The 14,296-nt window shown below is 37.7% G+C and carries 12 protein-coding genes; 7 read left to right on the plus strand and 5 right to left on the minus strand.

Features of this window, described 5'->3' with window-relative positions; genetic code table 11:
• The first annotated feature begins 6 nt into the window (after positions 1-6).
• From HX049_RS07655 to HX049_RS07675, 5 genes are all read left to right on the plus strand, one after another.
• Positions 7-1,005, plus strand: coding sequence for an acetylornithine carbamoyltransferase (locus HX049_RS07655; protein ID WP_286415177.1), 999 nt, complete (start codon positions 7-9; stop codon positions 1,003-1,005).
• A 3-nt stretch (positions 1,006-1,008) separates the two neighbouring features.
• Entirely contained in the window at positions 1,009-1,788 is a 780-nt protein-coding gene (gene argB, locus HX049_RS07660; protein WP_286415179.1) for an acetylglutamate kinase, read from the plus strand.
• A 43-nt stretch (positions 1,789-1,831) separates the two neighbouring features.
• The gene (locus HX049_RS07665) at positions 1,832-2,890 is read left to right on the plus strand and encodes a M20 family metallo-hydrolase (protein WP_286415181.1); all 1,059 of its coding nucleotides are present in this window, start codon (positions 1,832-1,834) and stop codon (positions 2,888-2,890) included.
• A gap of 3 nt (positions 2,891-2,893) precedes the next feature.
• Positions 2,894-4,225 (plus strand): argininosuccinate lyase, encoded by a 1,332-nt coding sequence (gene argH, locus HX049_RS07670; protein ID WP_286415183.1) that lies wholly within the window; start codon positions 2,894-2,896, stop codon positions 4,223-4,225.
• Between the two features lie 798 nt (positions 4,226-5,023).
• Complete coding sequence (locus HX049_RS07675) at positions 5,024-5,380, plus strand: hypothetical protein (RefSeq protein ID WP_286415185.1); 357 nt, start codon at positions 5,024-5,026, stop codon at positions 5,378-5,380.
• Between the two features lie 284 nt (positions 5,381-5,664).
• On the opposite strand, the gene HX049_RS07680 is transcribed toward HX049_RS07675, so the two are convergent.
• Positions 5,665-6,717, minus strand: coding sequence for a ferredoxin--NADP reductase (locus HX049_RS07680; RefSeq protein ID WP_286415186.1), 1,053 nt, complete (start codon positions 6,715-6,717; stop codon positions 5,665-5,667).
• 297 nt (positions 6,718-7,014) lie between these two features.
• Between HX049_RS07680 and HX049_RS07685 the strand changes: the two genes are divergently transcribed.
• On the plus strand, positions 7,015-9,501 hold the full coding sequence (locus HX049_RS07685; protein ID WP_286415188.1) for a DUF5686 and carboxypeptidase regulatory-like domain-containing protein: 2,487 nt from the start codon (positions 7,015-7,017) through the stop codon (positions 9,499-9,501).
• Positions 9,502-9,637: 136 nt separating this feature from the next.
• On the opposite strand, the gene pheS is transcribed toward HX049_RS07685, so the two are convergent.
• Both pheS and HX049_RS07695 read right to left on the minus strand, forming a co-directional pair.
• A complete protein-coding gene (gene pheS, locus HX049_RS07690; RefSeq protein WP_286415190.1) occupies positions 9,638-10,654 on the minus strand; it encodes a phenylalanine--tRNA ligase subunit alpha in 1,017 nt (338 codons plus the stop codon).
• An 86-nt stretch (positions 10,655-10,740) separates the two neighbouring features.
• A complete protein-coding gene (locus HX049_RS07695; RefSeq protein WP_006258004.1) occupies positions 10,741-11,097 on the minus strand; it encodes a hypothetical protein in 357 nt (118 codons plus the stop codon).
• A 95-nt stretch (positions 11,098-11,192) separates the two neighbouring features.
• On the opposite strand from HX049_RS07695, the gene HX049_RS07700 reads away from it, so the two are divergent.
• Positions 11,193-11,735 carry a CvpA family protein gene (locus tag HX049_RS07700; RefSeq protein ID WP_286415191.1) on the plus strand — a complete coding sequence of 181 codons (543 nt, stop codon included), beginning with the start codon at positions 11,193-11,195 and terminating at the stop codon, positions 11,733-11,735.
• Here HX049_RS07700 and HX049_RS07705 read toward each other — a convergent pair.
• A complete protein-coding gene (locus HX049_RS07705; RefSeq protein WP_286415192.1) occupies positions 11,732-12,490 on the minus strand; it encodes a tetratricopeptide repeat protein in 759 nt (252 codons plus the stop codon). The genes HX049_RS07700 and HX049_RS07705 overlap by 4 nt on opposite strands.
• 6 nt (positions 12,491-12,496) lie before the next feature.
• Positions 12,497-14,257 carry a BatD family protein gene (locus HX049_RS07710; RefSeq protein ID WP_286415194.1) on the minus strand — a complete coding sequence of 587 codons (1,761 nt, stop codon included), beginning with the start codon at positions 14,255-14,257 and terminating at the stop codon, positions 12,497-12,499.
• Positions 14,258-14,296 lie beyond the last annotated feature (39 nt).

Consider the following 14,296-nt stretch of genomic DNA (forward strand, 5'->3'; position numbering starts at 1 on the left):
ATTACAATGAAACAATTTTTTTCCGTTAACGATATACCTTCTCTATCTAAAGCAGTAAACAGCGCATTAGCGTGTAAGGCAAACCCTTTTGCAGAAGAAGCTCTTGGCAAGCACAAAACAATAGGTTTAGTATTCTTAAACCCAAGTTTGCGTACAAGGATGAGTACTCAGAAGGCTGCTGCTAACTTAGGGATGAATGTAATGGTGATGAATATGACATCAGACGGTTGGGCTTTAGAGACTAAAGACGGCGTAGTGATGGACGGAAATACAGCAGAGCATATTAGAGAAGCCGCAGCTGTGATGGGTGAGTACTGTGATATATTAGGGCTTCGTTCGTTCCCAGGATTAAAAGATGCTGAGGAAGACTATAGCGAAGAATTGTTTAGCAAGTTCGCTAAGTACTGTGGCAAACCTGTAGTGAGCTTAGAGAGCGCGACAAGACATCCCCTACAGAGCTTCACAGATTTAATCACGATAGTAGAGCACTTCGATTATAACTATGACGCTGCACAAGATAAATTAGTACCTCAAGGCAAAAAACCTAAAGTAGTATTGACATGGGCACCGCACGTTAAGGCGCTTCCACAGGCAGTACCGAACTCTTTCGCAGAGTGGATGTGTAGAGCTCAGGCAGAAGGTCTTGTAGATTTTGTGGTGACTCATCCAGAAGGTTATGCTCTGAAAGAGGAGTTTACAGCAGGAGCTACAGTGACTACTAATCAGGACGAAGCTTTAGCAGATGCTGACTTTGTATATGTGAAGAACTGGTCGAGTTATGAAGACTACGGACAGATAACGTGTACAGATCAATCTTGGATGTTGACTTTGGACAAATTAGAAGCAACAAACCAAGCCAAAGTAATGCACTGTTTGCCGGTAAGACGTGATTTAGTAATCTCGTCAGAAGTATTAGATAGCGATAGTTCTATTGTGATACAAGAAGCAGGAAACAGAGTATGGGCAGCACAAGCTGTATTAAAAGAAATGCTTAAAAACCAATAAATTATGCAAAGCCTTACAGTTATTAAGATAGGAGGTAATATCGTCGATGACGAGTCTGCGTTAAATGCTTTTTTAGACATCTATGCTCGTATAGAAGGCCCTAAGGTCTTAGTACACGGTGGAGGTAAATTAGCTACGCGTATGGCTACTCAGTTAGGGATAGAAACTCAGATGGTCAATGGGCGTCGTATCACTGATGAGGCGATGTTGCCTATAGCTGTAATGGTGTATGCAGGTTTGATAAACAAACAAATCACTGCACAACTTCAAGCGAGAGGTTGTGATGCGATGGGAATCTCAGGAGCAGACGCTAAGCTGATACAGAGTCATAAACGCCCTACCGAGCCGATAGACTACGGCTATGTAGGAGACTTTGAGGCAAGTGATGTGAATGTGGTTCGATTACAACAATTGTTAGAGATAGGGATTAGTCCTGTATTCTCTGCGATTACGGCTGATAAGGAAGGCCAACTACTAAACACCAATGCAGATACTATTGCCTCTAATATAGCAGTTGCTCTCGCTACTAAGTATAAAGTAGCCTTAGTCTATTGCTTTGAGCGCAAAGGGGTATTGCAGGACATTAACGATGAGAACTCTGTGATCACTACCATTGATCAAGAGAACTTTACACAACTAAAACAACAAGGGGTGATAGCTGATGGTATGTTGCCAAAGATAGAGAACGCTTTGGCGGCTGTCAACCAAGGAGTAGATAAGGTATGTATCAAGAAAGCGGAAGATCTATTAGATATAAAAGCTGGTACTACGATTCAACTTTAATAGAACATAACAAGACAACGACCCATAACTATATAAAACCACAATGAAAGACAACTTATCACAACAGGCAATAGCTTTATTAGAAAGCCTTATAGCATCACCATCTTTTAGTAAAGAAGAGCACTTGACTTCTGATCTAATAGCCAACTTTTTAGAGTCTCATGGAGTAGCTATTCACCGAGAGCTTTTTAATGTATGGGCGTTTAATAAGCATTATGATCCGAGTAAACCTACGATCTTATTGAACTCTCACCACGATACTGTGAGACCAAATAAAGACTATACTCGTGACCCTTTTAAGCCTGAGATTATAGATGGCAAGTTGTTCGGATTGGGGAGTAATGATGCTGGAGGGTGCTTGGTGTCTTTAATCGCTACATTTCTACACTTCTATGAGAAAGAGGGAATGAAGTATAACTTCTGTATCGCTGCTACGGCAGAAGAAGAGATATCAGGGAATGATGGCTTAGAATTTGTAATACCTAAATTAGGAGAATTAGAATTCGCTATCGTAGGAGAACCTACACAAATGCACTTAGCTGTAGCAGAACGAGGACTAATGGTACTCGACTGTGTAGCTCATGGGCGTTCAGGACATGCAGCGCGTAATGAAGGTGACAATGCGATATTTAAAGCGATAAAAGATATAGAGTGGTTTAATACCTATCAGTTCCCTAAGGTATCTGAAGAGTTTGGACCGATCAAGATGAGTGTGACGATGATCAATGCGGGTACACAGCATAATGTAGTGCCTTCTACTTGTGACTTTGTAGTAGATGTACGTGTGACAGATGCTTATACAAACGAAGAAGTATTAGAGATAGTGAGACAGCATGTAGACTGTGAAGTCAATGCGCGTTCTACTCGATTAAAGCCTTCGTCTATAGCTAAAGATCACCCTATCGTACAGGCGGGTATAGCCTTGGGTAGAGAGACGTATGGCTCACCTACGACGAGTGATCAAGCCTTGTTAAGTATTCCATCGCTTAAGTGTGGACCTGGCGACTCTGCTCGCTCGCATACAGCAGACGAATTCGTCTACGTAAAGGAGATAGAAGAGGGAATAGCCTTGTATATAGAGATGTTAACGCAAATCGTGTAGCAAATGAAATTATGGCAAAAGAATACCACTGTAGATAGTAATGTAGATACTTTCACAGTAGGACAAGATAGAGTGTTAGATATGAACCTGGCGGCATTTGACGTTATGGGGTCATTAGCACATACACAGATGTTAGAAAGTATAGGGTTATTAGAGTCAGAAGACTTAGTCCTTATCCAAAAAGAATTAAAACAGATATACCAAGAGATATTAGCTGGTCAATTCGAGATAGAAGATGATGTAGAAGATGTACACTCTCAAGTAGAGTTATTATTGACCAGAAGAATAGGTGAGGCTGGTAAGAAGATACATTCAGGACGTTCTAGAAACGATCAAGTATTAGTAGACCTTAAACTTTATTTTCGCCATGAGATAGAGGAGATAGTCACTAAGACGAAGGAGGTATTTGATACACTACAGCAATTGAGTAATCAGTATAAAGATGTTTTACTGCCTGGCTATACGCATTTACAAATCGCAATGCCTTCGTCATTTGGCTTGTGGTTTGGAGCGTATGCAGAGAGCCTTGTAGACGATTTAGAGATGATGCTGGCTGCGTGGAAGGTGACGAATAAGAATCCTTTGGGATCGGCTGCGGGTTATGGTTCATCATTTCCGTTAAACAGGCAGATGACTACAGACCTATTAGGCTTTCAGTCTATGAACTATAATGTAGTGTATGCACAGATGGGCAGAGGGAAGACGGAGCGTATCTTAGCACAAGGGTTAAGCGCTATTGCAGCTACTTTAGCTAAGTTCGCGATGGATGGATGCTTGTATATGAGTCAGAACATGGGCTTTATCAAATTCCCAGATCATTTGACTACAGGGTCGAGCATTATGCCACATAAGAAGAATCCAGACGTTTTAGAGCTTATTCGTTCAAGATGTAATAAGATACAAGCTTTGCCTAACGAAATAGCCTTAATGACTACTAATTTGCCTTCTGGGTACCACAGAGATCTTCAGTTATTAAAAGAGAACTTGTTCCCAGCTTTCACTTCATTGAAAGAATGTTTAGATATTCTGAAATTGATGTTGGACAATATAGAGGTGAATAAAGATATATTAAGCGATCCGAAATACGACTATTTGTTTAGCGTTGAGGTAGTGAATGATTATGTACTAAAGGGGATGCCTTTTAGAGAAGCATATAAAGAGATAGGGCTGTCGATAGAGGCAGGTACTTATCAACCGTCAAAAGAGGTAAACCATACACACGAAGGTAGTGTAGGTAACCTGATGAATGAAGCAATCAAAGTAGAGTTTGACCGTGTGTACACGTCATTCAACTTTGACCAAGTAAATGAGAAACTAGTAAGTTTAGTGTTGTGATAGATTGAAAGAGGCTTTTCCACGCGGTGGGAGAGCCTCTTGCTATTTATTAACATCAGATATAGTTAGTTATGTTATCTGTAATTCTTAGAGAGTTGTATAGAGTGTAATGCTTCATGCAACTCTTTTTTATTGTGATGTTTTAATGTGTTTTATATCTTGGCACGGATTACAAATCCGCGCCAACGACACTGCAAATCCGCGCCAACGAGGTTGTACATTTGCGCCAACGAAATACAGTAGGTGTTATAGGATGGGTGAACTATCTGTGTTATATCGATCGCGTGGATTTGCAATCCGTGCGTTGTTTTTAAAGTATTAGTATATCAGTATTGTGTTTTATATCTCGGCACGGATTTTAAATCCGCGCCAACGACATTGCAAATCCACGCCAACTAGGTTGCAAATCTGCACCAAAGAAAACGAATTAATATTCCAAGTTTAATAAAGTATTATAAGAATATATCTGCTTTTGCTATAATATGGAGATAACGCTCTAAAATGGTTTTATTGGCTTAGTTTGATTATATGTTTCTATTTTAAAACATTGTAAATTAACCGTTTGCAGTAGATTGGTTTACTTTTGTTCGGGAATTGTTCGGATATAGCCCCATATTCATTGGGAAAACAGCCTTTTTTCTGAACCATACTCAAGTTGTATTCGAAGGATCTATTATTAGTGTTTATATCATAATAGAGATAGACTGTTTAAGAAAATGAGGTTAAATAGTTGTAATAAGTAATAATGGGATTAAGAGTTAAATGACGTATTTATATTTATTGTGAGGGTTATTATTCTTGTCGTGTAGTAATGTAGAAGTTAGAGAAAAAGCTATTCTTCGCATAGAGACTATCCTAGGTATAAGTGTAGAGGATGAATATGAGGTGATGGATGAGCATGAGCTTATAGCTATAGGAGATGGTCATTATACATTCACATTTAAGCTAAGTGAAAGGGATTATGACAAGGTGTATAATTCTGCTATAAAGATCTTCGATAAGGGGGCGTTTAGTGATATACTAGGCGAGGAGAATAAGCTTAATTATTCTGTAATAAACGATACTATTCTCAGGGCTGAATATCAGTATTGTGTTTTATATCTTGGCACGGATTACAAATCCGCGCCAACGACACTGCAAATCCGCGTTAACTAGGTTGCAAATCTGTGTCAATGACATATAGTATGTATTATAGACAGGGTGAACTGTCTGTGTTATATCGATCGCACGGATTTGCAATCCGTGCGTTGTTTTTAAAGTATTAGTACGTTATTTCTAAAGTATTAAATGTGCTTTTATTACCTTTTTTTATAGGGTGGTCGGCTTAAAAGTTCTAAAAATAGCTTATCATATAGTATGCAATAGGCTATCACCTCGGTGTATTATCGCAAAAAAAAAGCTCTCCACTGTGGGAGAGCTTAGATTATAGCGTATATCTATTATATATCGTCGTAGTCTATATAGATTTCGTCTGATGTCACGATAGCTTGACATGATAGGATAAGTCCGTCTGCTATCTCATCATCTGTAAGGATACTGTTCTTCTTCATCACAGCAGATCCTTTAACGATCTTACACATACATGAGCTACAGATACCTCCCTGACATGAGTATGGAGCATCTATACCTGCTTTAAGTACACCGTTTAGTAATACTTCACTCTTCGGCATCTCGAAAGTAGCTTCTTCATCATCTACTAGCGCAGTCACCTTAGTAGTACCTCCTTCTGCCTGTACAGGATTTACACCATCTGTGTTAGGAGTGAAGATCTCAAAAGCGATTTTGTCTTTAGCAACTCCTCTATCTTGTAGAGTAGCACTTACAGTATCGATCATGTCTTCTGGACCACATAAGAAGAAACGAGCGAACTCTTTTTCTTTGTGTTTGTTGTTTACTACGAAGTTGATCGCTGCTTTATCTATACGTCCGAAGATAGAATCGTTCTCTCTAATACGAGAGTAAACGAAGTGGATGAATAGACGCTCTGCGTATTGTTCTTGTAGTTTGTATAATTCGTCATGGAAGATAGTCTCTTCCGCATTTTTATTACCGTATACTAGTACGAACTTGCTGTTAGGCTCTTGTTCTAATACTGTTTTTAGTATAGACATCACAGGAGTGATACCACTACCTGCTGCAAAGGCAGCATAGTTATTAGCTACTGAAGCGCTAGGCTCAAAAGTGAATCTTCCTTCTGGATTCTCTACTTCTAGTTGGTCACCTGCTTTCAATGTTTCGTTTGCAAAAGTAGAGAACACACCGTGTTCTACTTTTTTTACTGCTACACGTACTTCTCCACTAGTAGGAGTAGAGCAGATAGAGTAAGCTCTACGGATCTCTTTCCCTTCGTGTTGGTGTTTAATATTAAGATATTGACCTGCTGTGAATGCAAATTCCTCTTTTAGGTTGGCAGGAATATCAAATGCTATTGATACTGCATTAGGAGTTTCTCTGCGAACTTCTTTTACAGTTAATAGGTTGAATCTTGACATAGGTAGTTTAGTTTGAACTGACAAAAATACAAAAGAGAATGAGTTAAAGGTGTATTTAATGTTATAATGACTAATTCTTTTACAGTTAATTAACGCTTTAGAACTTTCTCTACTTAGGTATTGTCTTATTCTGTGAGAGGATATAGTGGTATGAAGTCAATGAATATGAAGGTTAGCGATGTGATGAGGTATGAAGACTGTATGAGGTGTTCTGTTATTTAGTATAATATCATGGTCAAGGTGTAACAATGTAATAAATACAATGTCTAATAGTTACTATTAAACAAAACCTAACCAATGAAACAATTTGTTACACTTTTTATGCTTCTGTTTGGTTTGACTGTATTCGGCCAACTAAAGGGAAGTATAAAAGACTCAGAGGGTAAGCCCATTAGTTATACTACGGTGTATCTAGAAAAAAGCCAACAGAATACAATAAGTAATGAACAGGGACTATATGAGTTAAGCTTACCTCAGAAGGGAGAGTACACAGTCGTATATCAATTCTTAGGCTATAAGACGCTGCGAAAGAATATTACCTATACTGGTGCTGTCCAAGAGGTAAATGTGGTACTGGAGTCTGAAGACTTCATACTAGAAGATATCGTGATCACAGCTGGTAAGAATCCTGCAGATGATCTGATCCGTCTAGCGATAAAGAACAAACAGAAGAATACAGAGGGAATGTCTGCTTTCACTGCAGATTTTTATTCTAAAGGAATGCTGAAGACGCTGAAGATGTCTAAGTTTTTTCAAAAGAAGGTACAGGTGAATGGTAGTGGATTATCTGGTGTGGATTCACTAGGTAGAGGGATAGTGTATCTGTCAGAAACAGTGTCTAGCCTAAAGTACCAAAAACCACATAAACTAAAGGAGCATATCATAGCGTCTAAGGTGAGTGGGAGTAATAGTGGATATAGCTTTAATACTGCGGATGAGTCCTTCTATGACTTCTATGATAATCATATCGTGATCGGTGAGATGGATACTAAACTAATCTCTCCGATAGCAGATGCAGCGTTCTCATACTATAAATATACGCTAGAGGCTACCTTCAGAGATAAAGGGGTATTGATTAATAAAATCAAGGTAACGCCTAAGTCATCAGTTCAGCCTGTGTTCTCAGGTGATCTATACTTAGTAGATGGGATAGGGGCTATCTATGGTATAGATTTAAAGGTAACAGGGGTAAGTGTACAGCAGCCATTGATAGAGGAGATCAATGTAAGTCAGAACTTTAGTTATAATGAGGAGAATAAGAGCTGGGTGAAGCGCTCGCAGAACCTTGACTTAGTCTTTGGAGCATTAGGAGTACGGATACAAGCGGTGTTCTTAAGTGTGTTTAACAGCTATAACTTCACACCTAATTTCACTAGAGCGAGCTTTGATAAAGAGATTTTATCCTTTGCGAAGGATGTGAATAAGAAAGGGGATGATTTCTGGAAAGAGAATAGATTATTTGCTTTGTCAGAAGAGGAGTTGAATGATTATCGCGTGAAGGATAGTATAAGATTAGTGAAAGAGTCTCCTGCATATAAAGATAGTATTCGCAAGAAACACAATAGATTTAAAATAGGTGATGTGTTCGGTGGGTATAACTATAGAGGAGAAGATAATAAGTATAGTATCGGCTACACAGGGTTAATAGGAATTGATAAACCTGGGTTTAATACTGTGCAGGGGTTCAATATGAATACAGCTGTGTATGGTTCTATCTACGATAAGGATAAGATAGGGTATACTTATGGTAGAGCTAGTTTTGACTACGGGTTTGCCTCTGATAGGCTGAGAGTGTATGGAAAGCTATTGCGCCAGTTTAAGGGAGCATCTAAGTCAGCAGTATATATAGAAGGAGGGAGTAAGATAGAACAGTATAATAAGGAGAATATACCAGAACTACTGAATACTGCATTCTCCCTATTAATGAGAAAGAACTATGCGAAGTATTATAATCACAATGATGTGTATGTGGGGTATTACGGTCAGTTCTTCAATGAAGCTCTAAAGGTACACAGTGCGATAGGGTATGAGGATAGAAGTCCGCTGTATAATAATGCGAATGGCTCATTCTATAAGGGTAGTAGAGCTTATACCTCTAATGATCCGTTAGCTCCTCTAGATATGAACAGTAGTCCGATCACGAATCATCATCTATACAAGTTTAGGGTAGGTACTACGCTATCTTTAGGGATGAACTATGTAAGCTATCCTACTAAGCGTATCTATATGCGCAATCCTAACTATCCTCTGATAGAGGTGAACTATGAAAAGGGATTCAGTGGCAGTGAGAAAGGATTAGAGTATGATAAGCTAGAAGCTAGATTTAGCCAAGGACTAACGGTGAGCAATAAAGGGAGATTTGAGTATAATGTATTAATGGGTAAATATTTTGGTGCTGATAATATCTCTTATGTGGATAGAAAACACTTCACAGGTAACGAGACTCATCTAAACATCACGAATGATAGATTGACTTCGTTTAATTTATTACCATATTATGCTTTGAGTACGAATAAGTCTTATGTAGAGAGTCATTTTGAGTATGATTTTAAGGGATTCTTGATTAATAAGGTTCCATTGCTAAGAGAGACAGGATGGAATGTAGTATTAGGGTACCACAATGCTATGGTAAGCGATATAAAGCCATATCACGAGTTTACAGCAGGTCTGTCTAACTTCGGATTTGGTAAGGTTAATTTCTTCCGTATAGACTATGTACGCTCTTATCAAGGAGGGATGTTTGCTAGAGACGGTATTATGATAGGAGTGAAGAAGAGCTTCTAGTTAATCATCCACTATTGTTAGATATAGATAACCCTTATGATGCATATTGTGATTATAAGGGTCTATATGTATAAGAATATAAAAAAACACCTCATCTAGATCAGATGAGGTGTTTTTAATATATATCGTTTTCTTATTAGAAGTTCGATTTAAATTGTTCTAAGAAACGTACATCGTTCTCAAAGAACATACGGATATCTCCGATTTGGTATAATAGCATAGCAATACGCTCTATCCCCATACCAAAGGCAAAACCACTGTACTCAGTAGGGTCGATATTACAGTTCTTAAGAACGTTAGGGTCAACCATACCACATCCCATGATCTCTAACCACCCTGTACCTTTAGTAATACGGTAGTCTGTCTCAGTCTTTAATCCCCAATAGATATCTACCTCAGCACTAGGTTCAGTAAATGGGAAGTATGATGGACGTAATCTAATCTTAGATTTACCAAACATCTCTTTAGTGAAGTATAACAAAGTCTGTTTTAAGTCAGCAAAAGAAACATCTTTATCAATGTAAAGACCTTCTACTTGGTGGAATATACAGTGTGAGCGAGATGATATAGCTTCGTTTCTAAATACACGCCCTGGAGATATAGTTCTCAGAGGTGGTGTATTCTTCTCCATATAACGAGTCTGTACAGATGAAGTATGTGTACGTAATAGTTGTTCTGGATTCGTCTGAACGAAGAATGTATCTTGCATATCACGAGCTGGGTGATACTCAGGGAAGTTCAACGCAGAGAAGTTATGCCAATCATCTTCAATCTCTGGACCTTCAGAGATGTTAAAACCAATGTTATTAAAGATATCAACGATTTGGTTCTTAACAATTGAGATAGGGTGTCTAGACCCGATCTCTAGAGGGTAACCTGGACGTGTTAAGTCTCCATAAAGACCTTGCACATCTTTAGATTCTAGTTCATCTTGAATAGATTTTACTTTATTCTCGACAGTGCTTTTTAATAGATTGATAGCTTGACCAAACTCTTTTTTCTGCTCATTAGGCACCGTTTTAAAGTGTGCAAATAAGTCGTTTAAAATTCCTTTTTTAGATAAGAATTTAATTCTAAATGTTTCAAGCGTCTCTTTATTATCGGTGTTAAAGTGTTCCGCTTCACCGATGTATTCTTTTATTTTATCTATCATCTTAAGTAAAGTAAAAAGCAAATTTACTGCTTTTCAATTAGACATAAAATTATAAACAGCTATAATTTTTATAATTGTTTCTTATGTTAGTCAATAAACTTACTTTCTAAGAAGTAATTGACTATCGCTTCTTTCATTAAAACCGATTGTTCACCAGCTTTAAGGCTAGGTAGGTTTTCTTTTACATTATAGTGTGGCCATCCGTCCTGGTCAAAGTGATCAAACTCGTAATAACCATAAGGTTCTAATAGACGACAGATAGCGATATGCATTAAGTTCACTTTGTCGTCTTTTTTATATCTCTTTTTGATTTTACCTAGTTCTTGTACTCCGATTAAATATATGATAGCTTCTAAGTCTAGTGTCTCTCCGTCTCCGAATCGGTCAGATACTTTCTGAACGACAGCGTCCCATCTAGCTTTTAATTGTTCGTCTCTTGCCATATTGTTAGTTGTAATGGTGACAAATATACTACAGTTCTGCTCTATTGTAATTAATAGAATTGTAATATCTTCGCACAGAATATATTTGAGTATTTATGTTTTTAGATATTATATGCCTTATCGCCGTTATTTTTGCTATTATAAAAGGAGCTAGAGATGGTTTTTTTATTTCGGTAGTTTCTTTTCTATCTCTATTTATCGGAATAATAGGAGCATTGAAATTCTCAAATATTATAAAAGAATTTCTGATGAATTCTCTAGGATGGGAATCACCTTCTATTCCTTTACTCGCTTTTGTATTGGCTTTTGTGCTGGCAGTATTAGCCGCACGATTCATTGCTCAGTTAGCAACTAAGTTTGTACAAGCAGTATTCTTAGGACTGTTTAACAGACTCTTTGGGGCTGTATTTCAGATCTTGATCGTGATCTTAGTAGGAAGTATCTTTCTCTCTATATTCGATGAGGTTAACTCGATATTTAAGTTCGTCAGTCATGAGACATTAATGAACTCAACTAGTTATAAAATATATGTATCTCTGTCTGAGTCATTATTACCTAGTTTATATGACTTAGTTAAATCTCTGTTCTCTAAGAGTATCGATATGATACAAGATATAAAAGAACCGGAAAAGATCTAGATATACTTAATCGTATTCTCTTCTATCCATCCTTCTTGCTGATCATCTAGTCTTACTCTGATCCACAATGCTTTTTTCTCTAAGATATACACTTTAGTACCCTCGTGTAGTTCTTTTAGTGTACGAGAGGTGTTCTTCGCGTCTTCTTTAAGGTTTACCTTTTCAGTAAATAAGATAGCAGCTGTAGTCTTAGAAGCATACTTCTTCTCAAAAGTAGCAGCGTATACGCTACCTCCTATCACTAGGATAGAAACAAGCATCAATACAAAACTAATGCGTTTAATAGTACTGTTGTGATTCAGATAATATACCACAAAACACAATAGTACGACAAAGGCCATTACTGTAGCTAGTGTAGCCCATTGGTCAACGGATAGCTTACCTAATGTCTGGTGTAGTATGTCTTCGTTATCATACTGCTTCACTATCGTAATATCGTCTATAAGCTCTTTGCGCGCATAGTTTAGATTAGTCTCTGTAGCAGTGTCACTAGGATTAAGCTTTAATGCCTTCTCATAGTAATAAACAGCATTGACATAATCACGTGTTTTATAATAAGCATTCGCTAGATTAAAGAATACTTCTGGTGAAGAAGTTTCTTGTTTCTCTATGGCTTTAAAGGCTGTGATCGCTTCGCTATATTTTTCTTTTTGATACAGGGCATTCCCCTTGTCAAATTGTTGTTTCCAAGAATCCGTTTGTGCCCATGTATGAAAGCTCAAAACAAATATAAAAAGAGTGATGATGTGTTTCATGTTGGTCTATTTGAATTGTTTTTCTAATTCAGAGATTACTGTAATTGCATTGTCATAGTCCTTATTGATATTAACTTGATCAGTCGGAGCGTAGCGCGCCCATTCACAAGCGTTCTTTATATCCATAAAGTTCTTAATAGCTTCTTCAGTAATATTTCTATCCGTTAGAATCTCTGTAATGTTTTCATTGCTCATCTCACTAGTCACCATGTCTAACTTCGCTTTTAGGAAGTTGTGTAGACAGCGCTCTAGTGCTTCATAGAACAATTCTTTGTTATTGATGTTTTTCTTCGCTTCTCCTAAGTATTTTCTAGCTAGTTTATTGTTGTTTCTCAATCGGATACCATCAGTGTCTGATGCATATCTACGACGCTGTATCACGACAAGTAAGAATAACGGTATAGCTGCGAATGGTAGTACTGTAAGGACGTAGAATAACGTAGTGTCCCAATATGTGCTAGTAGAAGCTTCTACTACTGTAGGTGTAGCTTTATTCGGTTGGAACAATTCGCTCTTATCTACTACGTCTGTGTCTTTTGCTTCTGTATTAGTTGGCAAGGTAGGTCCCTCTAGTACATTGATCGCTAAACTGTCAATGTGAATAGTCTTATACTTCTTAGTACTTAAGTCAAAGTATGAGAACTCCATAGGATCAATCATATAATCCCCTTTATACTGAGGGATAATGATGTAATCGTTCACTCTGCTACCTTGCATACCGTGTACTCCAGAAGTAATCTTATCTGAACTAGTAGGGTCATACATCTCTAGAGCAGAGTGTGCAGTAGGGGTAGGTATAGTCAATAAATTCAAGTTACCCTTACCTGCAACTTCAACTTTTAGGTTTAGTTGTTCACCTGATTTAAGGCTTGTCTTAGTTGGAGTTACTTTAAATGTAAATGTCCCAACCCCCCCAGAGAAGTTATCGGGCTTACCTGCTTCTGGAAGGTCTTTTGCCTTGATCGTTACTCTACCTGTACTGTATTCTTTCTCCATATACCCAAACTCTGGATATCCGAAGAAGTCACGTCTACCTGTAGGAACTTCTGCTTGTATCATTAACTCTAGAGGATCTATACTAAGATTACCTGCTTCTTGAGCCATTAATACATCTTGTTTTAATACAATGTAATTATAATCTATCCCTTTATACTTACCAAGCTTCACTTCAGGTCGTCTAGGGATGTCTACATTGTGCACCCAGAACTTCTCATAAGTAGGTATTTTTCTTCCTGTATATCCTGCGATATTGGTATTGAAGTACAGTTTATACGTTATCGTTACAGGTTCGTTTATATAAGGATTCTGATTCGTCACCTCAGCGACTAGATGTATTTCATCTAGAGCTTTCTGCTGTACTTGATTATATTGCTGTCTAGGGTCTTGCTTTGCTACAGCATCAGATACTGTGATGGTAATCGGTTTGGTTTTATAGACCTGTCCTTCTATTTCTATAGATGCTGAACCTATAGATAGAGTTCCTTTCTTCTTCGGTTGTAAGAAGTAAGAATAGGTTTTATTAAAAGATTTTTTACCATTTACCCAAGAGTAGCTAACAGATTGGTTAGGACCTCCAACTACAGTGAAATTGTCAAAACGAGGAGGAGAGAAGTTATCTCCATCTTGGTTCATAGCAAAGTCAACGCGAACATTGTCGTTAAGCGGTATGTTATCTCTACTTACTGTTGCTTCAAAGCTGATTTGAGCTAAGATTGCTTGAGTGCAAATCAGAGCGAATAATAATATGTAGTAACGCAGTGTTTTCATTGTATTCTACCAGTCTTTTTTTACTTTTCGTTTAACTAT

The sequence above is a fragment of the Myroides odoratimimus genome (assembly GCF_030326305.1).
Taxonomy (GTDB): Bacteria; Bacteroidota; Bacteroidia; order Flavobacteriales; family Flavobacteriaceae; genus Flavobacterium; species Flavobacterium odoratimimum_A.

Bases quoted from the DNA above. Each gene is read 5' to 3' on its own strand.
- HX049_RS07710 (WP_286415194.1), bottom strand. From the start codon at position 14,257: ATGAAAACACTGCGTTACTACATATTATTATTCGCTCTGATTTGCACT.
- pheS (WP_286415190.1), bottom strand. From the start codon at position 10,654: ATGATAGATAAAATAAAAGAATACATCGGTGAAGCGGAACACTTTAAC.
- HX049_RS07705 (WP_286415192.1), bottom strand. From the start codon at position 12,490: ATGAAACACATCATCACTCTTTTTATATTTGTTTTGAGCTTTCATACA.
- HX049_RS07700 (WP_286415191.1), top strand. From the start codon at position 11,193: ATGTTTTTAGATATTATATGCCTTATCGCCGTTATTTTTGCTATTATA.
- HX049_RS07665 (WP_286415181.1), top strand. From the start codon at position 1,832: ATGAAAGACAACTTATCACAACAGGCAATAGCTTTATTAGAAAGCCTT.
- HX049_RS07685 (WP_286415188.1), top strand. From the start codon at position 7,015: ATGAAACAATTTGTTACACTTTTTATGCTTCTGTTTGGTTTGACTGTA.
- HX049_RS07695 (WP_006258004.1), bottom strand. From the start codon at position 11,097: ATGGCAAGAGACGAACAATTAAAAGCTAGATGGGACGCTGTCGTTCAG.
- argB (WP_286415179.1), top strand. From the start codon at position 1,009: ATGCAAAGCCTTACAGTTATTAAGATAGGAGGTAATATCGTCGATGAC.
- HX049_RS07655 (WP_286415177.1), top strand. From the start codon at position 7: ATGAAACAATTTTTTTCCGTTAACGATATACCTTCTCTATCTAAAGCA.
- argH (WP_286415183.1), top strand. From the start codon at position 2,894: ATGAAATTATGGCAAAAGAATACCACTGTAGATAGTAATGTAGATACT.
- HX049_RS07680 (WP_286415186.1), bottom strand. From the start codon at position 6,717: ATGTCAAGATTCAACCTATTAACTGTAAAAGAAGTTCGCAGAGAAACT.